Consider the following 26,908-nt stretch of genomic DNA (forward strand, 5'->3'; position numbering starts at 1 on the left):
GGGACTCGGTTCGAACGTATGTTCGAACTGGCCCGGAATGGTGAATCGCGGCATCGTTCCGGGTTGGTTGCGGCTTCCGCCCGCCTGCCGGCTGACCCCCAGGTAGGTGGGCGGGGCCGTTGCCGGCCGGTCGGCCGGACGAGGTGAGGGGAAGCATCCCGCCCGGCCGGCTGGCGCCTCCCGCTGGTTCTTCCCCTGCGGCGGTGGGCGTACGGCGACGTTGGATCGCAACTGAGCTGCCTGGCGCCACCGCAGGCGGAGGGGACGACCGAGATGCCGAAGGTTCTGACGCCCGGCCAGCAGCGGGCCGACAAGCCCACCGTGCCGGCGCACGCGCTGCCGCACCGGTCGCCCCGGGAGCTGCTGGCGCTCGCCCGACACGGCCTGATCGAGGCGGCCGGCACCCGCGCCGAGGGCCAGCGGTACGCCACGGCCCACCTCGCCGCGCTGCGCGCCGCCGCTGCCGTACTGGTCGCCCGGGCCCGACCCGTGTCGTCCCGCCGCGGCCGCCCGACCAGCGTGTGGGCGCTGCTGAGCAGCGTCGCGCCGGAGATGACCGAATGGGCCGACCGGTTCGCGGCCGGCGCCGCCAAGCGGTCCGCCGCCGAGGCCGGCATCCTGCGCGTGGTCACCCCCCGGCAGGCCGACGACCTGTGCCGCGACGCCGAACGGTTCGTCGCCGCGGTGGAGATCTCCCTCGGCCTGCCCCACCAGCCCCTGCTCACCACCAGAGCGAGCTGACCCGACCGCCGCCGGTCCGTCACCACGGGGTACGGACCGGGCCGGCGCGGTCGGTGGATCCACCTTCCCGAGGCGTACGCACCGTCGGGGAGGGCACAGCGCAGCGGGGGGACGACACTCATGGGGGGCACAGCCGTACGGCTGGTCCGGTCGGGACGGGCGGGACGCGCCACCCGGCCGACCCGCGGCCGGGTGCGCGACAGTGACCGTACGGTCGCCGACGGACCGGTCACCGACCCCCGCCCCGCCACCTCCCGATCCCTTGCCCCGCAAGACATTCCACCCCCGCCGCTCCCGACCGCGCCGCTCCCTCCCGAGCCGCTCCCGGACATGCCGCTACCGTCCGGGTCGCTCCCTCCTGCGCCGCTTCCGGGCATGCCGCTTCCTCCCGAGCCGCTCCCGATCGCGCCGCCCCGGGACGCCAGCTCCGTACCCCCTGCGCGGGGACGGGGCGCCAGCCACGCGCTTCCTGTGCAGGGACCTCCTTCCCGGGACACCAGCCCCGGCCGCCCAGCGCAGGGATCCCTCGGGGACGTTGGCCCGGGCGTTCCCGTGCAAGGCGTCCTGCCCGGGGATTCCAGTGCCGCGGCCCCTGCGCGGGGACCTCGTTCCCGGAGCGCCAGCCCCGTTCGCCCGGCGCAAGGGACTCTGACCAGGGATGCCGACGCGGGCACCCCGGCGCAGGGGGCCCTGCCCGAGGATTCCAGTGCCGCGGCCCCTGCGCGGGGATCGTTGGCCGTGCTGCCGGCTGGGCCCCGGCGTGGCCGCTTGGCGGAACCCGTACCGGAAGCGTCGCCGGATGCGGACGGCACGCGCGCCGTTGCGGGGTTGCGACCGGCGTACCCGGGCGGGGCCGCAACGGTGGACGGTGGCCCGGCGGACCGGGGTACCGGCCGGGGACCGGTGCCGGCGCACCTGGTGCGTTCCGGTGGGGTACGGGCGGGGTCGGCGCTGCGGGACGGCGTCGACCGGCTGCTGCCGGTACACGGGGAGTTGCGGTCGCTGCTGCCGGAGGGCGGGCTGCGGCGGGGCGCGACGGTGTCGGTGGCGGCCGCGACGGGCGGGATGTCGCTGCTGTTCGCGCTGCTGGGGGCGGCGTCGAGCGGCGGGGAGTGGTGCGCGATGGCGGGCGTACCGGAGGTGGGTGTGCTGTCGGCGGCGGAGTACGGGGTGGTGCCGGAGCGGTTCGCGCTGGTGCCGTACCCGGGGCCGGAGTGGTGGACGGTGGTGGCCGCGCTGCTGGACGGGTTCGGTCTGGTGGTGGCCCGTCCGGCCGGGCCGGTGTCGCCGGTGCTGGCGCGGCGGTTGGCGGCGCGTACCCGGCAGCGGGGTGCGGTCCTGCTGGTGCACGGCGACTGGCCCGGTGCGGACGTGGCGATGCGGTGTTCGGATCCGGTGTGGGAGGGGCTCGACGCGGGGCGGGGCCGGTTGCGGCGGCGCGCGTTGACGATCGAGGCGACGGGGCGTGGTGCGGCCGCCCGGCCCCGGTCGACCCGGGTGCTGCTGCCGTCGGGGCGGACGGGTCCGGGGTCGGTCGCGCCGCTGCCGGCCGCGGCGCCGGAGGTCACCGTTCCGGAAGGGTTCGGTGCGGCGGACGAGGCGGTGGGGTGACGTGGATCCGGTGCGCACCCTGGTGGTCTGGTGCCCGGACTGGCCGGTCACGGCGGCGGTCCGGGACGCCGACGGCGAGCTGCCCGAACATCTGCCGATCGCCGTTCTCGACGCCGGCACGGTGTACGCGTGCTCCGAGCCGGCGCGCGCCGAGGGGGTACGACGCGGGCAGCGGCGCCGGGACGCGCAGGCCGCCTGCCCCGAGCTGGTCGTCGTGCCGTACGACCCGGTCCGGGACGTGCGGGTGTTCGATCCGGTGGTGGACGCGGTGGCCGACGTCGCGGCCGGGGTGGAGGTGCTGCGGCCGGGTGTCTGCGCGACGGCCGCGCGCGGCCCGGCGGGGCATGTGGGTGGCGAGGCCGCGGCGGCGGAGCGGATCGTGGACCGGATCGCCGAGTCGTGCGCGGTGGAGGCGCAGGTGGGCGTGGCGGACGGGATGTTCGGTGCGGTGCTCGCCGCGCGCGCCGGCGTCCTGGTCGAGCCGGGGCGTACGCCGGCGTTCCTGGCGGGGTTGGACGTCCGGGTGCTGGGCCGTCCGGAGCTGGTGGGTCTGTTGCGCCGGCTCGGCATCCGTACGCTCGGCGCGTTCGCGGCGCTGCCGCCGGGTGACGTGCTGGCCCGGTTCGGGTTCGACGCGGCGCTGGCGCACCGGCTGGCCGGCGGCCTGGACGAGCGGCTGCTGGCGCCGCGTTCGCTGCCGCCCGACCTGACCGTGTCCGCGGAGTACGATCCGCCGGTCGAGCGGGTGGACACGGCCGCGTTCACCGCCCGGACGTTGGCCGAGGAGCTGCACGAGCTGCTGCTGCGGCACGCGACGGGCTGCACCCGGTTGACCATCACGGCGGTCACCGGGCACGCCGAGGAGCTGACCCGCACCTGGCGGCACGACGGGGTGCTCGGCCCGGCCGAGGTCGCCGACCGGGTGCGCTGGCAGTTGGAGGGCTGGCTGACCGGCGCGCGCCGGCCCACCGCCGGGATCCAGACGCTCCGGCTGGTACCGGAGGGTCTGGTGGCGCACGCCGGGTTCCAGCGCCGGCTGTGGGGCGACACCGGGGAGGACGCCGACCGGGCGCACCGGTCGATGACCCGGGTACAGGGGCTGCTGGGCCCGGAGCAGGTGTTCACCGCCGTGCCGAGCGGTGGCCGTACCGAGGGGGACCGGATCCGGCCGGTGCCGTGGGGTGACGAGCGGATCCCGACGCTGCCGGTCGACGCGCCGTGGCCGGGGCATCTGCCGGTGCCGGTCCCGGTGCCGGTCGCGGCGGCGGCCCCGCCCGTCCACGCCGTGGTACGTGCCGCGGACGGTGCCGCCGTCGGCGTCACGGGCCGCCACGAGATCACCGCGCCGCCCGCGACCGTCGCCACCGGTACGGCCGCGCCGGTGGAGGTCGTGCGCTGGGCCGGGCCGTGGCCGGTGGAGGAGCGCTGGTGGAGCGCGGGGGAGTCGCGCCGGCTGGCCCGGATCCAGGTGGTGCTCGCCGACACGCGCACCCTGCTGCTCGCCCTGGAGGCGGGCCACTGGCGGGTGGAGGCGACCTATGACTGACGTACCGGGGGGAGGCCGCTGATGGGGTGGAACAATCCGCCGGTGCCGTGGTCGGAGTACCACCGGCACCTGTCCGGCCGTCCGCTCCCACCCGATCCCGACCACCCGGATCCCGTGGTACGACACGGGATGCGGGCGGTGCCGCCGCCGTCGGCGTCGAACAGTCCACAGTGGACTCCGCCGGCGGACCGCGTGCCGTACGCGGAGCTGCACTGCCACACCAACTTCAGCTTCCTGGACGGGGCGAGTACTCCGGGGGAACTGGTGGAGCAGGCGGCGGGGCTGGGGCTGGCCGGGCTCGCGGTGACCGACCACGACGGGTTCTACGGGGTGGTCGAGTTCGCGGAGGCGGCCGGCGAGGTGGCGCTGCCGACGGTGTTCGGGGCGGAGCTGACGCTGGATCTGGCGCCGGGCCCGTCCTCGCGCGGTGCCGTACCGCGGCCGGATCCGGTGGGGCGGCACCTGGTGGTGCTGGCCCGCGGCGCCGAGGGGTACGCGCGCCTCGCGTCCGCGATCAGCGAGGCGCACCTGCGCGGCGGCCGGAAGGGCAACCCGGTGTACGACATGGCCGAGCTGTCCCGGCTGGGCCGCGGGCACTGGTGGGTGCTGACCGGGTGCCGGAAGGGCGCGGTGCCGGCGGCGCTGGCCGCGGGCGGGCCGGACGCGGCGGCCCGGGAGCTGGCGACGCTGGTCGAGCTGTTCGGCGAGCACGTCGCGGTGGAGCTGACCGACCACGACCAGCCGGACGACGACGAGCGCAACGACGAGCTGGCGGCGCTGGCGGCGCGGGCCGGGCTGCCGGTGGTGGCGACGAACAACGTGCACTACCACCAGCCGGCGCGGCGGCGGCTGGCGACGGCGCTGGCGGCGGTACGGGCGCGCAGCTCGCTGGACGAGCTGGCCGGCTGGCTGCCCGCGGCGGGCTCCGCGTACCTGCGGTCGGGTGCGGAGATGGCCGCCCGGTTCGGGGCGTACCCGGGGGCGGTGGAGTCCACTGTGGACATTGCCGGGGACTGCGCGTTCGACCTGCGGCTGGTGGCACCGCGGCTGCCGGACTTCGACCTGCCCCCGGAGTACGACACGGAGCTGTCGTACCTGCGCGCCCTCACGTACGCGGGGGCCGCCACGCGGTACGGCACGCGCGCGGACAACCCGCAGGCGTACCAACAGATCGAGCACGAGCTGGAGATCATCGGCCGGCTGGGCTTCCCGGGATACTTCCTGGTCGTGTGGGACATCGTCCGGTTCTGCACCGAGCACGGGATCCTGTGCCAGGGCAGGGGGTCGGCGGCCAACTCGGCGGTCTGCTTCGCGCTCGGCATCACCAACGCCGACCCGGTCTTCCACACGCTGCTGTTCGAGCGGTTCCTGGCGCCGGAGCGCGACGGGCCGCCGGACATCGACGTGGACATCCAGTCGGACCGCCGCGAGGAGGTCATCCAGTACGTGTACGACAAGCACGGCCGGCGGCACGCCGCGCAGGTCGCCAACGTCATCTCGTACCGGCCGCGGTCGGCGGTGCGCGACATGGCCCGCGCCCTCGGATACTCGCCGGGCCAGCAGGACGCGTGGAGCAAGCAGCTCGACGGCTGGTCGGCGTCGGTCGCCGACGCGGAGGGCGTACCGGAGCAGGTGGCGGAGCTGGCCGGCGCGGTCCAGGACTTCCCGCGCCACCTGGGCATCCACTCCGGCGGGATGGTGATCTGCGAGCGGCCGGTGAGCGAGGTCTGCCCGGTCGAGCACGCCCGGATGCCGGGCCGCACGGTGCTCCAGTGGGACAAGGAGGGCTGCGCGTCGGTCGGGCTGGTCAAGTTCGACCTGCTGGGGCTGGGGATGCTGACCGCGCTGAGCGGCGCGCTGCGGATGGTCGCCGACCACCACGGCCGGCAGTACACGCTGGACACGTTGCCGAAGGCGGACGAGGAGGTCTACGCGATGCTGCGGCGGGCCGACTCGGTGGGCGTGTTCCAGGTGGAGAGCCGGGCGCAGATGGCCACCCTGCCCCGGCTCAAGCCCAAGGAGTTCTACGACCTGGTCGTGGAGGTGGCGCTGATCCGGCCGGGGCCGATCCAGGGCGGCTCGGTGCACCCGTACATCGAGCGGGCGAACGGGCGGGAACGGGCCGACATCCCGCACCCGTCGATGGTCAACGCGCTGGGCAAGACGCTCGGCGTACCGCTGTTCCAGGAGCAGCTCATGCAGCTCGCCATCGACGTGGCCGGGTTCACCGGCGCGGAGGCCGACCAGCTGCGCCGGGCGATGGGCGCGAAGCGGTCCACCCGCCGGATGGCCGAACTGCGCGACCGGCTGTACGCGGGGATGCGGGCCAACGGCATCACCGGCGCGCTCGCCGACGACATCTTCGCCAAGCTGTCCGCGTTCGCCAGCTTCGGCTTCCCGGAGAGCCACGCGATCAGCTTCGCCTACCTGGTGTACGCCAGCTCCTACCTCAAGCGGTACTACCCGGCCGCGTTCTGCGCCGCCCTGCTCAACGCGCAGCCGATGGGGTTCTACTCGCCGCAGACCCTCGTCGCCGACGCCCGCCGGCACGGCGTCACGGTGCTGCGCCCCGACATCAACCGGTCCGCCGCCGACGCCGTACTGGAGGGGCGGGCGGGTGCGCCCGGTGCCGCCCGGGAGGCGCCGCCGGACCGCTGGGGCGCACCCGGTCCCGCCGTACGGCTGGGGTTGTCCGGTGTCCGGCTCGTCGGCGACGACCTGGCGGAACGGATCGTGGCCGCGCGCGAGGAGGGCGGCCCGTACCGGGACCTGCCGGATCTGGCGCGCCGGGCGGAGCTGACCGCGGCGCCGCTGGAGGCGCTGGCCACGGCCGGCGCGTTCGACTCGCTGGGGTTGACCCGGCGGCAGGCGCTGTGGGCGGCGGGCGCCGCGGCGACCGAACGCGTCGACCGGATCCCCGGTACCGGCAGCGGTGCCCGCGCGCCGACCCTGCCCGGGATGGACGCGGTGGAGCGGATCGCCGCGGACGTCTGGGCGGTCGGCCTGTCCACGGACAGCCACGCCGCCGAGTTCGCCCGGGATCGGCTCGACGCGGCGGGCGCGGTCCGGATCGCGGAGCTGGCCCGGCACGACGACGGGGACCGGGTGCTGGTCGGCGGCGTGGTGACGCACCGGCAGCGGCCGGCGACCGCGGGCGGCATCACGTTCGTCAACCTGGAGGACGAGACCGGGATGCTCAACGTGATCTGTACGGCCGGGGTGTGGCAGCGGCACCGCCGCGCCGCCCGCACGTCGGCGGCGCTGCTGGTCCGCGGCCGGCTGGAACGCGCCGACGGGGTCACGAACCTTGTCGCGCAACGGATCGAGCCGCTGACCCTCGCCGTCCGCACCGCCTCCCGCGACTTCCGGTGACGCCGGGGTCAGGGCCGGGCGGTGAGGCGCAGCCGCAACTCCGTCGGGGTCAGCAGGGTGCTGAACCGGGGGACCACCGGCCGCGGCCGGGTGGTCAGCTCGTAGTCCCGGGCGATCACCGCGACGATCAGCGTCAGTTGCAGCATCGCCAGCCGGGCGCCGAGCAACCCGCCCGACGTACGGCCGCCGGTGGCGCGCCGGTGCGGCACGCCCCCGAACGGCAGGTACGCGTGGCCGTGCGTACCCGGGCCGAGGAAACGCTCGGGGGAGAACGTGTCGGGGTCGTCCCAGCGCCGCGGATCCCGGTGGATCAGGTACGGGCTGACGAGGACCTGCTCGCCCGGCCGCAGCCGCCACCCGTCGAGTACGACGGAGGTGGCGACCTGCCGGGACAGCAACCAGGTCGGCGGGTACAGCCGGAGCACCTCGCGCACCGTCGCCGCCGTGTACCGCAGCCGGTCGGGGTCGGCGCCCGCGACGGCCCGGTCCAGCCCCTCCACCGCCTCGGCCCGGATCCGCTCGTACGTCTCGGGGTGCTCGGCGACGGTGGCGAGCAACCAGCACAACGCCACACCCGGTACGGCGTGCAGGCCGGCGAGCGTGGTGACCAGCGCCCGGGTCGCGCTGCCCCGCCCGGCGCCCTCGGCGAGCACCTGGTCGAGCAGGTCGCCGGGGCCGTCCGGGGCGGGCGCGTCGAGCCGCGCGGTCACCGCCGCGGTCAGCCGGCCGGACAGCGCCCGGTCCGCGGCCCGCAGCCGTCGGCGGCGCGGATCCGGCACCCAGCGGGGCAGCCGGGCGCCCGAGTCGAGGACCGCGAGCAGCGCGAGCGCCGACTCGCCGATCGCGTCGGCCAGGTCGGGGTCGGGCCCCGCCGGCCGGCCGAGGCAGAAGTCGGCGACCGCGGCCGCGGACAGCCGTTGCAGCGCCGACACGCCCGGCAGGATGCGGCCGGCGAGCGCCCCGAGCAGCGCCGGCAGCGCGGCGGTGAACCGTTCCGCGTGCCCGGTGAACAGCGCCGCGGACGGCCCCCGGTCGACCACGTCACCCGCGGCGGGCCAGTCGACCAGCCCGGCCGTCGGTCGCGCCCCGGCCAGCAGCGTGCCCTCCGCCCGGAACTCCTCACCGTCGTCGGTCAGTACCCGGCGGGCGAGGTCCGGGTCGCACACCGCGACCGCGGTGGCGTCCAGCCGGAACACGTCGCCGTACTGCCGCTGGCACCGACGCAGGAACCCGATCCGGTCGCGCCGGTACGCCGGCTCGTTGCCGGCCAACGCGCTGCCGCGCGGCCCCGGCAGGGCCCTCGTCGTCGCCACGGCCACCCCCTTCGCCTCCATCCGCGCCGGATTCCGCCGTCGCCGTCGTCGTGCCCGGCGGCGACGCGCCCCACGCGCCACCGGATCGTCTCCGGCGTACCTCCGTGCGAGGAGATGCCCCTTCGTACCGAGATCTCGCCGCACAGTCAATCCGTGGCCGGCCGTCCCCGCCACAATCGATCCGTGGCCGGGCGTCCCCGGAACAACGCGTACAAACCGGTTGGGTCGCGGCGGCCGTACCCGGAGGATCGGTGCCATGCGCAAGCTCACCGGCGGTGGACGGTCCGTCGTGCACCTCGACGGCGACGTCGTGTACCGGCGGCCGACGCCGGCGACGCCCGCCGTGCACGCCCTGCTGCGGCACCTGGCCGCGGCCGGGTTCGCCGGCGCCCCAAGGCTTGTCGGCACCGGGTTCGCCACCGACGGCCGCGAGACCCTGACGTACGTGCCGGGCGGGTTCACGCATCCCGGCCCGTGGAGTCTCGACGGCGTCACGGCCGTCGGGGCGCTGCTGCGCGACCTGCACGATGCCACCGCGGACTTCCGCCCGCCGCCGGACGCGCGCTGGTACGACTGGCATGCCCGCGGGCTCGGCGACGGACCGCGCGTGATCAGCCACTGCGACGCCGCGCCGTGGAACGTGGTGGCCCGCGACGGGCTGCCGGTCGCGCTGATCGACTGGGAGTTCGCCGGCCCGACCGACGAACTGGTCGCCGTGGCGCAGGCCGCCTGGCTGCACGTGAAGCTGCACGACGACCTGGTCGCCGCCCGCGAGGGACTGCCGCCATTGGCCGAGCGGGCCCGGCAGCTGCGGGCGTTCGCCGAGGGGTACCGGCTGGCGGCGGCCGGTCGGCACCGGCTGGTCGAGACGATGATCGAGTTCGTGGTGTCGGAGGTGGCGTGGGAGGCGGACGACGCCGGCGTCACCTCGCCGGAGGTGACGGCGCATCCGGTGGCGCTGTGGGGGATGGCGTGGCGGGCCCGGGCCGCCAACTTCCTGGTACGGCACCGTCGCGTACTGGCGAACGCGCTGGCCTGACCCGGCGTGTGGGCAACCAGACGGAAGGGCCGTACGGGGTGGCGCGTTGCACCGGTCGTGACGTACCGGGAGATCGACGCGCTGGTGATCGGCGGCGGGCAGGCGGGGTTGTCGGCCGCGTACCACCTGCGTGGCTACGGGGTGCCGTTCGAGCTGCTGGACCACGGGGACGGGCCGGGCGGCGCGTGGCGGCAGCGCTGGGACTCACTGGTGCTGGGCCGTACGCACCGGATCCACGACCTGCCGGGCCTGCCGTTCGGTACGCCGGATCCGGAGCTGCCCGCGTCGGTGGCCGTGCCCGCGTACTTCGACCGGTACGAGCGGGCGTTCGCGCTGCCGGTCCGCCGCCCCGTCGACGTCACCGCCGTACGGCGCGGCCCGGACGACCGGCTGCTGGTCGACACCTCCGCCGGTGCGTACGCGGCGCGCGCGGTGGTCAACGCGACCGGTACCTGGGAGCGACCCTTCTGGCCGTGGTACCCGGGGCGGGAGACGTTCCGTGGGCGGCAGCTGCACACGGCGGACTACCGGAGCGCGGCGGAGTTCGCGGGGCGGCACGTGGTGGTGGTCGGCGGCGGCGCGTCGGCCACGCAGCTGCTGGCTGAGATCTCGCAGGTGGCCACCACGACGTGGGTGACGCGCCGGCCGCCGGAGTTCCGGGAGGGCCCGTTCACCGAGGAACTGGGCCGGTCGGTGGTGGCCGAGGTGGACCGCCGGGTCCGCGCGGGACTGCCGCCGGGCAGCGTGGTGAGTGCGACGGGCCTGGTGCCCACCCCCGCGGTACGTGCCGCGATGGCGCGCGGCGTGCTGCACCGGTACCCGATGTTCCGGCGGATCACGCCGACGGGCGTCGAGTGGGCGGACGGCCGGGCGGTGGCCGCGGACGTGATCCTGTGGTGCACCGGGTTCCGGCCGGCGCTGGACCACCTGGCGCCGCTGGGCCTGCGCGCACCGTCCGGCGGGATCCGCGTCGTCGACACCCGGGTGGTCGCGGAGCCGCGGCTGTTCCTCGTCGGGTACGGCCCGTCGGCCAGCACGATCGGCGCGAACCGGGCCGGCCGGCTCGCCGCCCGTGGTGTCCGTGACCTGGTGCGTCCGGCCACCCCGGTAGGCTCATGATCGAGCACGGGGACCGTTCGCGCACCGGTCGGGCCCCGCGGAGATCGAGGGGGCGTGGGTGGAGCGCAGCCAGGCGTACGGCACTGCGCGGACCGCGGTGGTCTGGCAGGTACTGCGGGCCGAGCTGGCCCGCCGCGACGGCGCGCCCCTGTCGGTGGTGGACGTCGGCGGCGGCACCGGTGGCTTCGCCGTACCGCTGGCGCAGTCCGGGCACCGGGTGACGGTCGTCGACGCGAGTCCGGACGCGCTGGCCGCGCTGACCCGGCGCGCCGCGGACGCCGGGGTCGCCGACCGGGTCGACGCCCAGCAGGGTGACGCGAGCGACCTGCCCAGCCTCGTACCGCCCGGCAGCGTCGACGTGGTGCTGTGCCACAGCCTGCTGGAGGTGGTGGACGCGCCGGAGTGGGTGGCGTCCGCGCTCGCCGGCGCGCTGCGGCCGGGCGGCGCGGCGAGCGTCCTGGTGGCGAACCGGGCCGCGGCGGTGCTGTCCCGCGCCGTCGGCGGGCACCTCGGCGCGGCCACCGCCCTGCTTGCCGACCCGGACGGCATCGCCGGCCCCCGCGACACCCTCCAGCGCCGGTACGACACGGGCTCGGCCACCGACCTGCTCGCCGCGGCGGGCCTGGTGGTGGAGAGCGTGCACGGCGTCCGGGTGGTCGCCGACCTGGTACCGGGCGCGCTGCTGGACGCCGAGCCGGGGTCGACGGAGGCGCTGGCCGCGTTCGAGCTGGCCGCCGCCGGGCTCCCGCCGTACCGGGACATCGCCACGCAGCTGCACCTGCTCGCCCGCCGGCCGGTATGACGCCGACGGCGACCGAGCCCGGCCCCTTCACCGCCCCGCGGTACGGGTCGGGCAGCCTCGCCGACGTCCTCCCCTCGGTACTGTGCGCGCTCGGCGCCGGCGGGACCGATCCGCTCGGGCTGACCGACCGGCTGGCCGGGACACGCCGCGTCGCCGTACTGCTGGTCGACGGTCTCGGCCACCATCTGCTGCCGCTCGCCGCGCCGGTCGCGCCGGCGATCGCCGCCGCGCCCCGGCTGCCGGTGCTGACCGCGGGGTTCCCGTCGACGACGCCGACCAGCCTGGTGTCGCTCGGCACCGGGGCGCCGCCCGGCGCGCACGGCGTCGTCGGCTTCACCGTCCGACTTCCCGGTACGGACCGGACGTTCACGCACATCACCTGGAACGCCGACGTCGACCCGCGGGTGTGGCAGCCGCTGGACACGCAGTTCGACCGGGCCGCCGCCGCGGGCGTCCACCCGTACGTGGTGGGGCAGCCGCAGTTCGCGGAGTCCGGCCTGACCGTCGCCGCGTACCGGGGCGGTGCGTACCGGCCGGCGGCGGACGTCGAGGCCACGGCCGCGGCGGTACTGGCCGCGCTGGGCGCCGCGGACCGCACGCTGGTCTACGCGTACCGGTCGGAGGTGGACCGGGCCGCCCACCTGCACGGACCCGGCTCGGCGGAGTGGCTCGCCGCGGTCGCCGAGACCGACCGGCTGGTCGCGGGCATCGCCGCCGGGCTGCCGCCGGACGCGGCGCTGCTGGTCACCGCCGACCACGGTGCGGTCCGCGTCGACGACGCCGACCGGATCGACGTGGACACCGCACCCGACCTGCTCGCCGGTACCACGCTCGTCACCGGTGAGTCCCGCGTCCGGTACGTGCACACCCAGCCCGGCGCGCTCGCCGACGTCCTCGCCGCCTGGCGCGGGACGCTCGGCGACCGCGCCCTGGTCGTCACCCGCGACGAGGCGGTCACCGCCGGCTGGTACGGCCCGACCACGCCGGCCGCCGCGTCCCGCATCGGCGACGTCGTCGCCGTCTGCGCCGACCGGTACGTGCTCGTCCGCAGCGTCGCCGAACCCGTCGAGTCGGCGTTCCTCGGCTACCACGGCTCGCTCACCGCCGCCGAGCTGGCCGTCCCGCTGCTCCTGCTGCGTACCTGACCGGGCGCTGTCACACCCCGCCGCTAGCCTCGGAGTACGACACGGGGGCGGTGCATGGGACGGCAGCAACTGGAGCAGGGCGAGGGGCCGGGCGGCGCCGACGGGTTCGGACCGGACGCCGACGACACCGGCTGCGGCATCCTGCACGTGGACATGGACGCGTTCTTCGCCTCCGTCGAGGTGCGCAACCGTCCCGAGCTGCGCGGCCGCCCGGTGATCGTCGGCGGCGTCGGCGGCCGCGGCGTGGTCAGTTCCGCGAGCTACGAGGCGCGCCGGTTCGGGGTGCACTCCGCGATGCCGACCGTTCGCGCCCGCCGCCTCTGCCCGCAGGCCGTCTTCCTCCCACCCGACTTCGAGGAGTACTCGACGGCATCGCGCGCGGTGATGGCGATCTTCGGTGAGATCACCCCGCTGGTCGAGCCGCTGTCGCTGGACGAGGCGTTCCTGGACGTGTCGGGCGCCCGGCGGCGGCTCGGCAGTGCCGCGGCGGTGGCCCGGCTGATCCGCGCCCGGGTCCGCGACGAGCTGCGGCTGACCTGCTCGGTGGGGGTGGCGCCGACGAAGTTCGTGGCGAAGCTGGCGTCCGGCCGGGCGAAACCGGACGGTCTGCTCGTCGTCCCCGCCGACCGCGTCGTGGAGTACCTGCACCGGCTGCCGGTGTCGGCGCTGTGGGGCGTGGGGGAGCGTACGGCGGCGCTGCTGCACCGGCTCGGCCTGGCCACCGTCGCCGACATCGCGCACACCCGGCCCGCCACGCTGGTCGCCGCGCTCGGCGAGGCCGCCGGTACGCACATCCACGAGCTGTCCTGGGGCCGCGACCCGCGCGCCGTGACGCCCCGGGTGGCGGAGAAGTCGGTCGGCGCGGAGACCACGTTCGACACCGACGTCGCCGACCCGGACGTGATCCGCCGGGCGATGCTGGGCCTGGCCGGCCGGTGCGCCGCCCGCGCCCGCCGCGCCGGCGTCGTCGGCCGTACCGTGACGATCAAGGTCCGGTTCGCCGACTTCCGCACCATCAACCGCTCGCGTACGTTGCCGGCCGCGACCGACGTCGCCCGCGAGATGTTCGAGACCGCCTGGTCGCTGTTCACCGCCCTCGCCACCGACGAGCAGGTACGCCTGGTCGGGTTGCGGCTGGAGGGCCTCGACACCGAGGGCGGGGCGCCGCGCCAGCTCATGCTCGGCGAGCGGGAGCACGGCTGGCGGGACGCCGAGCGGGCGATGGACGCCGCGGCCGAGCGGTTCGGGTCCGCCGCGGTTCGGCCGGCGAGCCTGCTGCACCCGGACACCCCGACCGACCGTCCCGGGCCCACCCGGCCCGGCAGCTGAACCGCCCGGGCGGCGTCCGCGTCGCGTCCCGGGCGGCTTCGGGCGTGTCGATGGCGGTTCGGGGCGGCTCCCGGTGCTGTGCCGCGGTGCCCGGCAGTGCCGTCCGCGTCGGGTCAGGGCGGTGCAGGGGTGTCGCGGTCGCTCCGTTGGCGGACGAATCGGGCAGGTCCGCAGGGAAAGTGGGCGCACACCCCGCGCCGGTGAGAGCATGTGAGGCGTGAGGGCGACAACCTTCACACCGCCGGGCCAACTCCCGCTTTCCGCGGCGTTGACCCCCTCGTAGACTGGCCAGTAGGCAGCCGGTTGGCTGCTCGGTCCAGCCGGCCGTGCGCCGGCCGCGTCGACCGGGAGGAGTGCCGTGCCGCTCTCCGAGCACGAGCAGCGACTGTTCGAGGAGATCGAGAAGTCGCTTGCTGACGATCCCAAGTTCGCTTCGGCCGTGCGCGCGAACGATCCGCGGCATCATGCGCGCCGTCGGCTGCTGATCGCCGCGGTGATTCTCGTCGTGGGCCTGGGTGTGCTCGTCGCCGGCGTGATGCGGCACAGCACCGTCCTCGGCGTGATCGGTTTCGTGATCATGCTCGGCGGCCCGGCCTTCGCACTCCAGTCCCGGCGTCGGCGTTCCCCGCGCCTGCACGTCGTCGGCGGGGCGTCGGCACCCAAGACCCGCCGGAGCCGCCGCACCCGCACCCGCGGCGGCCGCAACTCCGTCATCGACCGTCTCGAAGACCGGTGGCGCAACCGGCCCGAAGGCCACCGCTGACGCGTACCTCGCTCGTCCGTACGTGACGACGATCGGGCCGGCACGTCCGGCCCGATCGTGCTGTCCCCACCGATCCGCGCCCTGTCGTACCGGGTAGGCGGACCAGCGGTGCACGTGTTCGAACGGCCCTGCCGCCGGGCCCACCCCGGCTCGGCAGCGTGCTCCCGCTCCGCGCCTTGGTGTCCTGCGCCGGCCCCGCGTCCCGGTCCGCCCGGGGGTCTGGCGCCCGCCCGGCGTGTGCAGCCGCCCTGCGCCCGGCCCGGCGCGCGTCCTGCGTCAGGGTCTGCTCAGGTCCCGGCGCCTTCGAGGAGGCCAGCGCGGCGCGGTCCCGGTCCTGTTGCGCGCTCGGCCGCGGTGCTCGGCGACGCTGCCGTGCGGGCGGTCAGGCGGAGCGGTCGGTACGGGGGCCGAAGAGCCGGCGCGGCACGACCGTCCGGTACGCCCGGTCCCGGGCCGCGCCGAGCCGGCCGGTGAGGCCCGTGGCGCTGTCCGCGACGGCGCCACGCCAGCGGCGGAGTACGGAGCGGGGCAGGAGTACGGCGGCGATCCGGCGGTGCCGGGGTACGCCGGCGGACAGGCCGGTGCGGACGTCCCGGGACGCGGCGCGCAGGCCGGTCGGGTCGGCGGGGGTCGGCGCGTACCGGGCGCGTTCCTCGGCTTCGGCGAGCCGTCGTACCGAGTCGGCGGCGTCGCCGGTCAGTCCGGGCGTGCGGATGAGCCGTTCGGCGGTGCCGCGCGGTGTCTCCGAGCCGATCACCTCGTACCGGAAGTCGACGAGGCTGTCGACCAGTTCGTCCCAGGCGGCGTGCGCGGCGCTGCGGGCGGCGGCACTGCGGGCGGTGTCGCCGCCGTCGACGGTCACGTCCGGCGGACCGCCCGCCGGGTCGACGGTCAACCCGGTGACCGCGCGGACCTCGGTACGGTCCCGGCGGCGCCGCAGCAGCCCGCGCCGCCCGGCCGGTACGGCGAGCAGGACGAGCAGCACGAGCACGCCGAGCACCCAGTACTGCCAGGTGGTGGTCCGGGTCTTGTGCGCGGCGGCCGAGCGGGCCAGGCCGGGGCCGCCGTGCTGGCCCTGGTCGGCGGATTTGCCGGCGGACCTGCCGGGCTTGTCCTTGCCGTTGTCGGCGGGGCCGCTGGACGTGTCGGGGGTGCTCGGGTTCGGCGCCCAGCCGAACACCGCGGCGCCGGTGATCTCGGTCGACGGCGTCGGGTCGAACGGCACCCAGCCGAACGCGGGGAACCAGACCTCGACCCAGGCGTGCGCCTCGTGGCTGGTGACCTGCCAGGTGGCGGAGTTGCCGAGCCGGGTGCCGTGCGTGTACCCGACGACGACGCGGGCCGGGATGCCGGCCTCGCGGGTCATCCAGGCCATCGCCGACGCGTACTGCTCGCAGTAGCCTTGGCGGCCCTTGAGGAAGTCGACGATCGCGCTGCCGCTCGTGCCCGCCTTCGTCTGCAGGCTGTACTTGAAGTGGTTCTTCGGCGAGAAGAAGTCGAGGATCGCCCGGACCCGGTCGTACTCGGTGGCCTTGCCGGCGGTGAGCGCGTCGACCTGGTCGCTGATCTGCGCGATGTGCCGGACCTCGGTGTTGTCCCGCACGATCGGGTCGCCGGGCTGCAGCTCGGGCGCCTGCCGGAGCTGCGCGGGCTGGTACCGGAAGCTGTCGTAGCCGACCGACCAGTTCGCCCCGGCGGTCGCCGGATGGTCGGTGTACACGACGCCGGTGGACGGCTCGTACCGCCAGTCGGTGCCGCCGGGCGCGCGCACCTGGGTCGGCCCCGCGAACAGCGGCAGGTACCGGTCGTTGAGGCGCTGCGCCTTCACCGACGCGGTGTACCGGTCGTACTTGAGGGAGACGGACACGCCGGTGGTCGGCGCGTCGAGCCCGGCGGTGAGCGGCTGCGGGTGCGGCGGCGGGCTCGGCTGGAACCCGTTGTCGGTGATCTGGTCGGCGACCGCGGTCCGCAGGTAGCCGGGGTCCGGGTCGTCGGTCTCGACGGTGAACAGGTTGATCGGCTGGCCCTGGGTGAGGTTGCCGCGCAGCGTGGAGATCGGGTTGATGCTGGTACCGAGCTGGGTGCCGGTGCCCGTCCCGGTCGTGGTCCCGTTGTTGTACCCGGCGATCCGGCTGAGCAGGTTGCTGGAGAAGCCGGGCACCGCCAGCGGTACGACGACGGCGAGCACCAGCGCGGCGAAGCCGACCCGGCGGCCGGCGGCGGCCAGCGGCGACGGCTCCCACGTGTCGATGTCGCGCCCGTCGCCGGTGAACCGGCGGCCCCACCGGCGCACCTGTTCGATGTGGTCGGTCATCAGCAGCCACAGGTACCCGGCGGCGCCGAGCACGAACGGCAGCCACGACACGCTGCCGTTCTGTACGGCGACGGGCACCGAGTAGAGCGCGAGCAGGGGCAGGCCGGCGAGCGCCGGGTGCCGCATGCCGACGGCGAGGACGTCGACGGCCACGGCGACCAGGCCGACGCCGACCGTGGTCAGGAAGTCCAGCGACACCCGCTCCGGTACGGGCACCGACAGGGTCTGGATGTCCTGCCCGGCCGCGGTGAGCAGGCTGTGGAAGTGGCGGAACGTGTGCCCGGTGGGCAGGAACCCGAGCAGCTCGTGCCCGGACGGGAACGTCCAGGTGACGAGCAGCAGCAGCCCGCCGAGCATGGCCAGCACCTGACCCCACACCGGGATCCGTACCGTCCGGGCGAGGATCGCGACGACCACGACGACCGCGATCGCGAGGAACGAGTAGAGCACCCAGCTGTACAGCTGGAAGATCGTGGACAGCACCGAGGTGGCGAGGAAGGTGGCCGCCGCCGCCACGAGCGCGACCCCGCGCCGCTGGCTCATCGCACCCTCCCGGTCACGGTGTCGGCCAACGTGGCGCGCACCGCGAAGCCCCGCGAACCCCGCGCCGCCTGCGGCCACAGCGGCCCCAGCGCACTCCCGTGCGGTACGTGGATGACGCGCCAGCCGCCGCGCAGCAACGCCAACGCGCTCGCCTGGTACTCCCGGTCGTGCCGGGCTCGCTGCGCCTCGGGCAGGTGCAGCCAGGTGGACGTGTCGAGCAGGAACCCGATGCAGGTGGTCCCGGACGTACGCAACGCGGCGACCGCCTCGGCCTCCTCCGGCGTGAGCATCCCGAGCAGCGCGATGACCAGCCCGCCGTCCTCCCGGGTACGCACCTGGCGGACCATCCGGGTCAGGTCCCCGCGCTGGGACAGCTTCACCTCGGCCAGGTGGTCGAGCAGCTCGCCCACCGAACTGCCGTCGCCCTCACCGGTGTCGATGTCCGTGCCGGTCTCGGTCACCAGCCGCAGCCGGTACCCGCCGTGCCGCAGGTGCACCGCCATGCTCGCCGCCGCGGACACCGCCCACTCGAAGCTCGCCGTCGGCCCCTCGCCGCGGTGCGCGCGCAGCCGGGTGTCGAGCACCATCGTCGCCCGGCTCTCCCACGGCTGCTCCTCGCGCCGCACCATCAGCTCGCCGGCCTTCGCGGTGGACCGCCAGTGCACCCGGCGCAGGTCGTCGCCGTACCGGTACTCCCGGGTCGCGACGTCGTCCTCGCCGTGCACCGCCACCGACCGGGCGTGACTCTCGCCGGCCCCCGCGTACTCCCCGGCCAGCCGTACCGGGGACAGCGGCACCACCTTCGGCACCACCCGCAGCGTGTCCACCGCCGGGAACGCCCGGGTCAGCTCGCACAGCCCGAACGGGTCGGTCAGCCGCACCACCAGCGGCCCCACCTCGTACCGCCCGCGCACGTCGGCGCGCACCGTGTACGCCACCGAACTCGCCTTGTGCCCGGGCAACCGTTCCAGCACGAGCCGGGGCCGGCTACCCAGCGCGTACGGCAGGCGGTCCTCGATCAGCAGGGTGCCGGTGGGCAGCCGGGACGTGTTCGTCAGCCGCAGGACGATCCGCGCGGTGGCGCCGACCGACACCCGGTGCGGCTCCAGTACCCGGCTGCACCGCAGTTGGTAGCGGGTACGGGCGACGGCCGCGGCGGACAGCAGCGGCACCACGGCGAGCAGGACGGCGACCCGCAGCAGGTCCTTCTCGCCGAGGATCAGGGCCGACACCGCGGCGGCCGCGGCGGCGGCCAGGAAGCAGCGGCCGCGGGTGGTCAGGCCACGTAACGCGGACCTCACGAGCCGACCTCGTTCATCGCCGTGTCCCTCCCCGTCGCAGTCCTCGGCCGACCGTCGCGGGCGCTCAGCCGCGCCAGTGCGTGTGCCGGTCCCCGTGCCGGTCGCCGGGCACCGGGATGCGGTGCACCAGGTCCGCGATGATCGCGTCCGTCGTACGCCGGGCGAGCTGCGCCTCCGGCGTCGGGATGACCCGGTGCGCCAGGACGGGCACCACCAGCGCCTGCAGGTCGTCGGGCGTCACGTACTCCCGGCCGTCCAGGGCGGCGACCGCGCGGGCCGTGCGCAGCAGTTGCAGGGCGGCCCGCGGGCTCGCGCCGAGCCGCAGGTCGGGCGCCTCCCGGGTGGTCCCCACGATGTCCACCGCGTACTGCTTCAGCGGCTCGGCCACGTGCACCCGCCGTACCGTGGCGATCAGCCGGCGGATCGTGTCGGCGTCGGACACCGGGCGCAGCGCCGCCAGCGGGTCGCTCGCCCCGTGCAGGTCCAGCATCGCCAGCTCGGCCCGCGCGTTCGGGTACCCCATGGCGATGCGCGCGGTGAACCGGTCGCGCTGCGCCTCGGGCAGCGGGTACGTGCCCTCCATCTCGATGGGGTTCTGGGTGGCGATGACCATGAACGGCGTCTGCAACTGGTACGTCGTGCCGTCGACGGTGACCTGCCGTTCCTCCATGCACTCCAGCAGCGCGGACTGCGTCTTCGGGGACGCCCGGTTGATCTCGTCGCCGACCACCAGGTTCGCGAACACCGCGCCGGGTTTGAACTCGAAGTCCCGGGTCTCCTGGTTGAAGACGCTGACGCCGGTGACGTCCGACGGCAGCAGGTCCGGCGTGAACTGGACCCGGCGTACGGAGCAGTCGATGGAGCGCGCGAGCGCCTTCGCCAGCTTCGTCTTGCCGACCCCCGGTACGTCCTCGATCAGCAGGTGGCCCTCGGCCAGCAGGACCGCGAGGGCGAGCCGGACGATCGCCGTCTTGCCCTCGATGACCTGCTCGATGTTGCCGACGATGCGGTCCGCGGTGGCGCGCAGCTCGGGCGATGGCATCGGGGCACCGAGCTCCTCAACGGTGTGGTGCGTCGCGGTCACCGGCGTCCTCCTTGTCCGGGCTGGCCTCCGAGCCCTGGTCCGGGCGAGCCGGCTCGGTCCGTGCGTCCGCCGCGGGTGGTGGGGGAGTCGCCTCCCCGTTCTGCCGCACGGGGCGACGGGCGCCGCCACCCCGTTCCCGAGCCTGGGCCCCGGGGTCCGCCGCTCGGTCCGTCTGCATCCTCTCAGGCTATACGTCCGGTCCGCGGAACCCGCGTGATCATCTTTCGACAACGGTTCCGTCACCGTTGGCAATCGTGCCGCCCGTACGCGCCCGGCGGTACCACCCGATCGGCCGTGCCGGATATCGGCTCCGGGGGCCGGTGGCGTGCGCGGTAGACTGCCCGCATGGCGACGTTCGGCCTGCTCCTTACCGGGCCGTGCTGAGGTCGGTCGGGCGAGTCCCGACCGTGCGGCACGGCGAACCCCTCCTGCGCGAGGGGTTTTTTCATGCACGAAACCGCGGACCGACACCCGACCCGATTCCGACATGACGACAGACAACGGTGGTGGAGACGATGACCGAGAGCGCCCCGCAGGCCGCGAGTCCCGCGGCACAGACGTCCGCTGATCCGTCCGCGGCGGGGGCGTCGGGCGCCACCGCCGCGCGCCCCGCCGACGTGCCGCCGTTCCGGTACACGGCGGCGCTGGCGGCCGGGATCGAGCAGCGCTGGCAGGACCGGTGGGAGGAGGAGGGCACGTTCCGCGCGCCCAACCCGACCGGCCCGCTGGCGCCCGCGCCCGGCACCGCCGAGGCCGCCCGCCTGGACCTGCCCAAGTCGTACGTGATCGACATGTTCCCGTACCCGTCGGGCGCCGGGCTGCACGTCGGGCACCCGCTGGGGTACATCGCGACCGACGTGCTGTCCCGCTACCAGCGGATGGCCGGGTTCAACGTGCTGCACGCGATGGGCTTCGACGCGTTCGGCCTGCCCGCCGAGCAGTACGCGGTGCAGACCGGGCAGCATCCGCGCAAGACCACCGACGAGAACATCGACCGGTACCGGGGGCAGATGCGCCGGCTGGGCCTGGCGTACGACGACCGGCGGACCTTCGCCACCACCGACCCGGACTTCTACCGCTGGACCCAGTGGATCTTCCTGCGCATCCGCGACGCGTGGTACGACGCGGAGCAGCGCCGCGCGCGGCCGATCGCCGAGCTGGTCGCGCAGTTCGAGTCGGGGGAGCGGGCCACGCCGGACGGCCGCCCGTGGGCGCAGCTGTCGGCGGTCGAGCGCGCCGCCGTGCTGGACGGCCACCGCCTGGCGTACCGGTCGGAGGCGCCGGTGAACTGGTGCCCCGGGCTGGGCACCGTACTGGCGAACGAGGAGGTCACCCCGGAGGGCCGCTCGGAGCGCGGCAACTTCCCGGTGTTCCGGCGGGACCTGGCGCAGTGGATGATGCGCATCACCGCGTACGCGGACCGGCTGCTGGACGACCTGGACACGCTGGACTGGCCGGAGCCGGTCAAGATGATGCAGCGCAACTGGATCGGCCGCTCGCAGGGCGCGCGCGTGACGTTCGCGGTGGCCGAGCACGCCGGGTCGGTCACCGTGTTCACCACCCGGCCGGACACCCTGTTCGGTGCGACGTACATGGTGCTGGCGCCGGAGCACGAGCTGGTCAACGGCATCCTGCCGGAGTCGTGGCCGGCCGGCGTACCGGCGGCGTGGACCGGCGGTGCGACCGACCCGGCTTCCGCGGTCGCGGCGTACCGGAAGCAGGCGGCGGCGAAGTCGGAGCTGGAGCGCCAGGAGAACAAGGAGAAGACCGGCGTCTTCACCGGGGCGTACGCGGTGAACCCGGTCAACGGCGAGCGGATCCCGATCTTCATCGCCGACTACGTCCTGGCCGGCTACGGCACCGGCGCGATCATGGCGGTGCCGGCGCACGACCACCGCGACTTCGCCTTCGCGCGGGCGTTCGAGCTGCCGATGCGGTGCGTGGTCACGCCGGACGACGGCCGCGGCGACGACCCCACCACCTGGGACGACGCGTTCGTCTCGAACGACGCGGCCTGCTGCAACTCGACGCACGACGGCATCAGCCTGGACGGGCTGGCCGTGCCCGCGGCGAAGCAGCGGATCACCGAATGGCTGGCCGCGCAGGGGCTGGGCGAGGGCACCACCACCTACAAGCTGCGCGACTGGCTGTTCAGCCGCCAGCGCTACTGGGGCGAGCCGTTCCCGATCGTGTACGACGAGGACGGCGCCGCGCACCCGGTGCCGGACTCGATGCTGCCCGTCGAACTGCCCGAGGTGGACGACTTCTCGCCGGTCACGTTCGACGCCGACGACGCCACGTCCAGCCCGATGCCGCCCCTGGCGAAGGCGACCGACTGGGTGCACGTCACGCTGGACCTGGGCGACGGGCCGAAGCGGTACCGCCGGGAGACGAACACGATGCCCAACTGGGCCGGCTCCTGCTGGTACGAGCTGCGGTACCTGGACCCGACGAACGCCGACGCGCTGGTCGACCCGGCGAACGAGGCGTACTGGATGGGGCCGACGGCGAGCGCCACCACCGGCGGCGTCGACCTGTACGTGGGCGGTGTCGAGCACGCCGTCCTGCACCTGCTGTACGCCCGGTTCTGGCACAAGGTCCTGTTCGACCTGGGGTACCTGGCCAGCGTCGAGCCGTTCCACCGGCTGGTCAACCAGGGCTACGTGCAGGCGTACGCGTACACCGACGAGCGCGGCTTCTACGTGCCCGCCGAGCAGGTCGTCGAGGCCGACGGCGGCTGGACGTACGAGGGGAAGCCGGTCCGGCGCGAGTACGGCAAGATGGGCAAGTCGCTGAAGAACGTCGTCACCCCGGACGAGATGTGCGACGCGTACGGGGCGGACACGTTCCGGGTGTACGAGATGTCCATGGGGCCGCTGGAGGTGTCGCGGCCGTGGGAGACCCGCGCGGTCGTCGGCTCGTTCCGGTTCCTGCAACGGGTGTGGCGCAGCCTGGTCGACGAGCAGACCGGCGCGCCGCGCGTCGTGGACACCCCGGTCGACGACGACACCCGCCGGCTGCTGCACCGCACCATCGACGGCGTCCGTACCGAGATGGCGGGGCTGCGGTTCAACACCGCGGTGGCGAAGCTGATCGAGCTGACGAACCGGCTGGTGCAGATCTCCGCCGACGGGGCGCCGCGCGAGGTCGCCGAGCCGCTGACGCTGATGGTGGCGCCGTTCGCGCCGCACCTGGCCGAGGAACTGTGGGCGCTGCTGGGACACGACGGTTCCCTGACGTACCAGGCGTTCCCGGTGGCGGAGGAGCGGTGGCTGACCGCCGACGCGGTGGTCTACCCGGTGCAGGTCAACGGCAAGGTCCGCGGCCGGGTCGAGGTCGCCTCCGACGCCGACGACGCGACGGTACAAGCCGCGGCGCTGGCCGACGAGAAGGTCGCCGCGGCGCTGGCCGGGCGTACGCCCCGCAAGGTGATCGTGGTCAGCGGCCGGATGGTCAGCATCGTCGTCTGATCCGGCACGATCGACCGTCCGACGGTGTGCCGCCACCCCCGCCGCCCCTAGCGTGATGGGGAGGCGGGGGAGGCACACCGATCGGGGGTGCGGGCGATGCCCACGTACATCAGTCTGATCAACTGGACGGATCAGGGGATCCGGACGTTCGGCGAGTCGCTGAACCGGGCCGAGGTGGCCAAACAGGCGGCGCAACGGCTCGGCGGGACACTGACCGAGACGTACTGGACCGTCGGCGCGTACGACATCGTGGCCGTCTCGGAGTTTCCCGACGACGAGTCGGGCACGGCGTTCCTGTTGCAGCTCGGCGCGCTCGGCAACGTGCGCACCACCACGCTGCGCGCGTTCGACTCGGACGAGATGGCCCGGGTACTCGACAAGCTCGGGTGAGCACGCTCGCCCGGTCCGGGCGTACGGTGACCCCGATGGATCTTCCGCGGTTGGGCGCCGACGTCGATCCGGGCTGGGCGTCGCGGCTGGTCGACCGGCTGTCCGGCGGCCTGTACCCGGGCGAGCGGGTGCTCGCGATGGTGGGGGCGCGCCGCCTCCGGCCGATGATCCTGTTCGTCGCGGTGACCACCGGGCGGATCCTCGCACTGGACGCGAATCCCCAGGTCGGACCGCAGATCGCGGTGACGCTGGCGGGCACCCGGGTGGAGCTGTCCCGGCGCCGGCCCGGTAGCAACCGGCTGCGCGCCACGCCGCCCGGAGCGTCCGCCGTCGACCTCGGTACCGTCGGGGACCCGGACGCGCGGCTGCTGCGCGAGGTGCTGCCCGGCCCCGACGTACCGCCGCTGCCGCCGGGCGCCCCGGCGGTGTGGCGCCGGTCCGTGGCGCTGCGCGCCGGGCGACGGCGACGCTGGCCGGGCACCACGTTCGTCGGCGGCCGGCTCGACGACATGACCGTGCGCGCGATCCTCTGCCAGTGCCGCCCCGGCGAGTACCCGTGGCTGGTGCTCGGCTCGACCGCCGTCCTCGTCGCCTTCGCCGACCGCCTCGCCATCGTCAAACCCGAACTCGCCGGCGACCATCCCGCCCTCGGATCCGTCGTCGACTACACCGACGTCACCGACCTGGAGTACCTGTCGGACGGGCGGGCCGGTGCGCTCGTCGTGCACAGCACCCGGTTCGCGCCGTACGACGTGGACCGCGCCCGGGCCGACGGCGTACGCGGGCCGCGGCAGGTGCCGAACGCGCTGCCCCTCGACCGCGACACGTACCTCGCCGCGCAGGAACCGTTGGCCCGCCTCCACACCCTCGTCACCGCGGGCGCCTGACCGTGGCGTTCGTCCCGCGCCCGCTGCTGCTGCGCGGTCACTCGGCGCGCGAAACCGTTGCGCCGCAACGGATCGACGTCCTTGCCCGGCTGCGTGGTGGGTGGGTCAGCGGGGCATGACGGCGGCGAGCCGCTCGGCGCGCAACCGTTCCGGCCAGGTGTCGTCGATCGGCGGCATCGCACTCAGCGGCACGTCCAGCGCCCAGGACAGGACGAGGTCGGCGAGCGCCGGGTTGCGCGACAGCGCCGGCCCGTGCAGGTACGTCCCGACGACCTTGCCGGCCCACGCGCCCTCGGTCGCGCCGTCGTTGCCGACGCCGACGAGGACCTTGGCCAGCGGGTTCGCCGCGGGGCCGAGGTGGCAGCGCCCACCGTGGTTCTCGAACCCGGTGAGCAGCGGCAGCCCGAGCCGCGGGTCGACCTCGCCGACGAGCTCCCCGACGGCGCGGGAGTCGCCGCGGTCGCTGCGCAGGTCGAGCAGCCCGGCACCGGCGATCTGCTTGTCCTCGATGTGGAAGTACTCGCCGATGAGCTGGATGCCGGCGCAGACCGCGAGCACGGCGGCGCCCTGCGAGACGGCCGCGGTGAGTCCGCCGTCGGCCCGCATCCGAGCTGCCGCAAGGGTCTGCGGCCGGTCCTCGCCGCCGCCGACCAGATAGATGTCGCCGCCGCGCGGGATCGGCTCGTCGTACGCGATGGGGATGGTCTCGACGTCGATGCCGCGGGCCTGTGCCCGGCGGGCGAGGATCAACAGGTTGCCGCGGTCGCCGTAGGTCGACAGCAGGTCCGGGTAGACCCAGACGATCCGCAGGTGGGAGTCGCTGCGATCAGTTGGCACGGCCCAGCTCCGCTCGGATGTCCTGGAATGCGGTGTAGTTCGCGATGACCTCAAGCCGGCCCGGCGGTACGGCGGCGAGCGCGTCGGTGAACGTGTCGACCACCTCGAACGGCACCTCGTTGACCTCCAGCCGTACGGCAAGGTCGAACCGCCGGTCGCCGGTCACCAGCACCCGGTGCCCGCGCAGCGACGCGTAGTCCACGTCGTACAGCCAGGAGGTGTCGAGGCCGTCGACGACCCGGGCGTTGATCGACAGCAGCACCGGCGGCGGCGCGGCGCCCGCCGGTGACACCCGGTCCACCATGTCGAACGCCTCCAGCCAGCCGGCCGGGTTCTTCGCCAGCAGCAGCCGTATGGTGCGCCCGTCCCGCTCGACCGTCGCGTACCGCCCGGCGATGGAGGCGACCTCGGCCAGTCGCGGCGCCGCGTCCGCCGGCCGTACTCCGAAGAGGGAGGCGGCGGCGAGGGCGGTGACCGCGTTGGACCGGTTGACCCGGCCGGGGAGCTGCAGCGACACCGGCTGGCGGAGGCCGTCCGGCCCGGCGACGGTGTCGTCGTCGGCGAGCCACCAGGACGGTTCGGGCCGGCGCAGGTCGCAGCCGGGGCAGGCCCAGTCGACGCCCTCGCGCTTGAGGTGCGCGCCGCACTGCGGGCACACCCACGAGTCCTCCTGCCAGCGCTGGCCGGCGGCCACCCAGGTGACCCGCGGCGCGGCGCTGGCCGCCCAGGTGACGAGCGGGTCGTCGGCGTTGGCGACGACGTGCGTCCGCTCGTGCGGCGGTACGTCGGTCTGTTGGCGCAGCGCGCCGAGCACCTCGCGCCACCGGTCGGCGAGCATGCCGACCTCCATGGCGCGGTCGAGCTGGTCGCGGCTGAGGTTGAGCAGTGCGACGACCTGCGGCCGGGTCTCGGCCAGCACCGTACGCAGGTAGTGCTCGTCGACCTCCAGCACGGCGTGCTGCGCGTTCGGCGACTGGGCGAGGGCGGTCGTGTGCCCGGTGGGCATGTTCGCCCCGTACGAGTTCGACGCGACCGGGCCGAGCGTGCTGAGCGCGGCGGTCAGCAGCCGGGTCGTCGTGGTCTTGCCGTTGGTCCCGGACACGAGGGCGACCTGGCGACCGCGGGCCAGCACCGTCAACAGGCGCGGCTCGACGGCGAGACCGATCCGGCCGCCGATGACGGAACCGTCACCGCGACCGGTCATCCGGGACAACCGTGCCGCGGTACGTACCAGGGCCGTCGCGAGCTGCGCGCGCACCACCGAAGCTCCTCCGCAGGGTCTCCTACCGGTGGGCGAGCACC

19 protein-coding genes are annotated in these 26,908 nt (G+C 75.0%); 13 read left to right on the plus strand and 6 right to left on the minus strand.

The features are described 5' to 3' along the window. The first annotated feature begins 273 nt into the window (after positions 1 to 273). The 4 genes from Aru02nite_RS00740 to Aru02nite_RS00755 all read left to right on the plus strand — a co-directional run bounded on the left by Aru02nite_RS00740 (position 274) and on the right by Aru02nite_RS00755 (position 7,270). Entirely contained in the window at positions 274 to 741 is a 468-nt protein-coding gene (locus tag Aru02nite_RS00740; RefSeq protein WP_203654032.1) for an SAV_6107 family HEPN domain-containing protein, read from the plus strand. A gap of 903 nt (positions 742 to 1,644) precedes the next feature. Beyond that, the gene (gene imuA' / locus Aru02nite_RS00745) at positions 1,645 to 2,352 is read left to right on the plus strand and encodes a DnaE2-dependent mutagenesis accessory factor ImuA' (RefSeq protein ID WP_203654034.1); all 708 of its coding nucleotides are present in this window, start codon (positions 1,645 to 1,647) and stop codon (positions 2,350 to 2,352) included. A gap of 1 nt (position 2,353) precedes the next feature. Next, positions 2,354 to 3,898, plus strand: coding sequence for a DNA polymerase Y family protein (locus Aru02nite_RS00750; RefSeq protein WP_203654562.1), 1,545 nt, complete (start codon positions 2,354 to 2,356; stop codon positions 3,896 to 3,898). A 21-nt stretch (positions 3,899 to 3,919) separates the two neighbouring features. Continuing rightward, positions 3,920 to 7,270 carry an error-prone DNA polymerase gene (locus Aru02nite_RS00755; RefSeq protein ID WP_203654036.1) on the plus strand — a complete coding sequence of 1,117 codons (3,351 nt, stop codon included), beginning with the start codon at positions 3,920 to 3,922 and terminating at the stop codon, positions 7,268 to 7,270. A gap of 8 nt (positions 7,271 to 7,278) precedes the next feature. On the opposite strand, the gene Aru02nite_RS00760 is transcribed toward Aru02nite_RS00755, so the two are convergent. Next, positions 7,279 to 8,583, minus strand: coding sequence for a cytochrome P450 (locus Aru02nite_RS00760; protein WP_203654038.1), 1,305 nt, complete (start codon positions 8,581 to 8,583; stop codon positions 7,279 to 7,281). A 256-nt stretch (positions 8,584 to 8,839) separates the two neighbouring features. Between Aru02nite_RS00760 and Aru02nite_RS00765 the strand changes: the two genes are divergently transcribed. The 6 genes from Aru02nite_RS00765 to Aru02nite_RS00790 all read left to right on the plus strand — a co-directional run bounded on the left by Aru02nite_RS00765 (position 8,840) and on the right by Aru02nite_RS00790 (position 14,780). Then, on the plus strand, positions 8,840 to 9,622 hold the full coding sequence (locus Aru02nite_RS00765; protein WP_203654040.1) for a phosphotransferase: 783 nt from the start codon (positions 8,840 to 8,842) through the stop codon (positions 9,620 to 9,622). Between the two features lie 57 nt (positions 9,623 to 9,679). After that, positions 9,680 to 10,741, plus strand: a complete 1,062-nt coding sequence (locus Aru02nite_RS00770) for an NAD(P)-binding domain-containing protein (RefSeq protein WP_203654042.1) — start codon at positions 9,680 to 9,682, stop codon at positions 10,739 to 10,741. Positions 10,742 to 10,799: 58 nt separating this feature from the next. After that, a complete protein-coding gene (locus Aru02nite_RS00775) occupies positions 10,800 to 11,543 on the plus strand; it encodes a methyltransferase domain-containing protein (RefSeq protein ID WP_203654044.1) in 744 nt (247 codons plus the stop codon). Continuing rightward, complete coding sequence (locus Aru02nite_RS00780; RefSeq protein ID WP_203654045.1) at positions 11,540 to 12,688, plus strand: alkaline phosphatase family protein; 1,149 nt, start codon at positions 11,540 to 11,542, stop codon at positions 12,686 to 12,688. Before Aru02nite_RS00775 ends, Aru02nite_RS00780 begins: the two co-directional genes overlap by 4 nt. Before the next feature lie 54 nt (positions 12,689 to 12,742). Beyond that, the gene (locus Aru02nite_RS00785) at positions 12,743 to 14,017 is read left to right on the plus strand and encodes a DNA polymerase IV (RefSeq protein ID WP_203654046.1); all 1,275 of its coding nucleotides are present in this window, start codon (positions 12,743 to 12,745) and stop codon (positions 14,015 to 14,017) included. Between the two features lie 358 nt (positions 14,018 to 14,375). Beyond that, the gene (locus tag Aru02nite_RS00790) at positions 14,376 to 14,780 is read left to right on the plus strand and encodes an SCO2097 family morphological protein (RefSeq protein WP_203654047.1); all 405 of its coding nucleotides are present in this window, start codon (positions 14,376 to 14,378) and stop codon (positions 14,778 to 14,780) included. A gap of 382 nt (positions 14,781 to 15,162) precedes the next feature. Here the strand turns inward: Aru02nite_RS00790 and Aru02nite_RS00795 are convergent, their stop codons facing one another. The 3 genes from Aru02nite_RS00795 to Aru02nite_RS00805 form a co-directional block, all read right to left on the minus strand. Continuing rightward, positions 15,163 to 17,637 carry a transglutaminase TgpA family protein gene (locus Aru02nite_RS00795; RefSeq protein ID WP_203654048.1) on the minus strand — a complete coding sequence of 825 codons (2,475 nt, stop codon included), beginning with the start codon at positions 17,635 to 17,637 and terminating at the stop codon, positions 15,163 to 15,165. Then, positions 17,634 to 18,938 (minus strand): DUF58 domain-containing protein, encoded by a 1,305-nt coding sequence (locus Aru02nite_RS00800; protein WP_203654049.1) that lies wholly within the window; start codon positions 18,936 to 18,938, stop codon positions 17,634 to 17,636. The genes Aru02nite_RS00795 and Aru02nite_RS00800 overlap by 4 nt, the downstream gene beginning before the upstream one ends. A gap of 64 nt (positions 18,939 to 19,002) precedes the next feature. Further along, positions 19,003 to 19,980, minus strand: coding sequence for an AAA family ATPase (locus Aru02nite_RS00805; RefSeq protein WP_203654563.1), 978 nt, complete (start codon positions 19,978 to 19,980; stop codon positions 19,003 to 19,005). 659 nt (positions 19,981 to 20,639) lie between these two features. Between Aru02nite_RS00805 and leuS the strand changes: the two genes are divergently transcribed. From leuS to Aru02nite_RS00820, 3 genes are all read left to right on the plus strand, one after another. Beyond that, positions 20,640 to 23,492, plus strand: a complete 2,853-nt coding sequence (gene leuS, locus Aru02nite_RS00810) for a leucine--tRNA ligase (protein ID WP_373324834.1) — start codon at positions 20,640 to 20,642, stop codon at positions 23,490 to 23,492. Positions 23,493 to 23,588: 96 nt separating this feature from the next. Beyond that, a complete protein-coding gene (locus Aru02nite_RS00815; RefSeq protein WP_203654051.1) occupies positions 23,589 to 23,882 on the plus strand; it encodes a GYD domain-containing protein in 294 nt (97 codons plus the stop codon). Between the two features lie 35 nt (positions 23,883 to 23,917). Then, positions 23,918 to 24,769: a hypothetical protein gene (locus Aru02nite_RS00820; RefSeq protein ID WP_203654053.1), complete on the plus strand. Its 852-nt coding sequence runs from the start codon at positions 23,918 to 23,920 to the stop codon at positions 24,767 to 24,769. 105 nt (positions 24,770 to 24,874) lie between these two features. Here Aru02nite_RS00820 and Aru02nite_RS00825 read toward each other — a convergent pair whose 3' ends face one another. Continuing rightward, positions 24,875 to 25,606: a type 1 glutamine amidotransferase gene (locus Aru02nite_RS00825; protein WP_203654054.1), complete on the minus strand. Its 732-nt coding sequence runs from the start codon at positions 25,604 to 25,606 to the stop codon at positions 24,875 to 24,877. After that, a complete protein-coding gene (locus Aru02nite_RS00830) occupies positions 25,596 to 26,810 on the minus strand; it encodes a Mur ligase family protein (protein WP_203654564.1) in 1,215 nt (404 codons plus the stop codon). The genes Aru02nite_RS00825 and Aru02nite_RS00830 overlap by 11 nt, the downstream gene beginning before the upstream one ends. Positions 26,811 to 26,908: the final 98 nt, after the last annotated feature.

The organism is Actinocatenispora rupis, from assembly GCF_016861975.1.
GTDB classification, from domain to species: Bacteria; Actinomycetota; Actinomycetes; order Mycobacteriales; family Micromonosporaceae; genus Actinocatenispora; species Actinocatenispora rupis.

Coding starts and splice junctions, on each gene's coding strand:
- Aru02nite_RS00830 (WP_203654564.1), bottom strand. CDS start 26,810: ATGACCGGTCGCGGTGACGGTTCCGTCATCGGCGGCCGGATCGGTCTC.
- Aru02nite_RS00795 (WP_203654048.1), bottom strand. CDS start 17,637: ATGAGCCAGCGGCGCGGGGTCGCGCTCGTGGCGGCGGCGGCCACCTTC.
- Aru02nite_RS00820 (WP_203654053.1), top strand. CDS start 23,918: ATGGATCTTCCGCGGTTGGGCGCCGACGTCGATCCGGGCTGGGCGTCG.
- Aru02nite_RS00740 (WP_203654032.1), top strand. CDS start 274: ATGCCGAAGGTTCTGACGCCCGGCCAGCAGCGGGCCGACAAGCCCACC.
- Aru02nite_RS00805 (WP_203654563.1), bottom strand. CDS start 19,980: ATGCCATCGCCCGAGCTGCGCGCCACCGCGGACCGCATCGTCGGCAAC.
- Aru02nite_RS00765 (WP_203654040.1), top strand. CDS start 8,840: ATGCGCAAGCTCACCGGCGGTGGACGGTCCGTCGTGCACCTCGACGGC.
- Aru02nite_RS00785 (WP_203654046.1), top strand. CDS start 12,743: ATGGGACGGCAGCAACTGGAGCAGGGCGAGGGGCCGGGCGGCGCCGAC.
- Aru02nite_RS00815 (WP_203654051.1), top strand. CDS start 23,589: ATGCCCACGTACATCAGTCTGATCAACTGGACGGATCAGGGGATCCGG.
- Aru02nite_RS00780 (WP_203654045.1), top strand. CDS start 11,540: ATGACGCCGACGGCGACCGAGCCCGGCCCCTTCACCGCCCCGCGGTAC.
- Aru02nite_RS00755 (WP_203654036.1), top strand. CDS start 3,920: ATGGGGTGGAACAATCCGCCGGTGCCGTGGTCGGAGTACCACCGGCAC.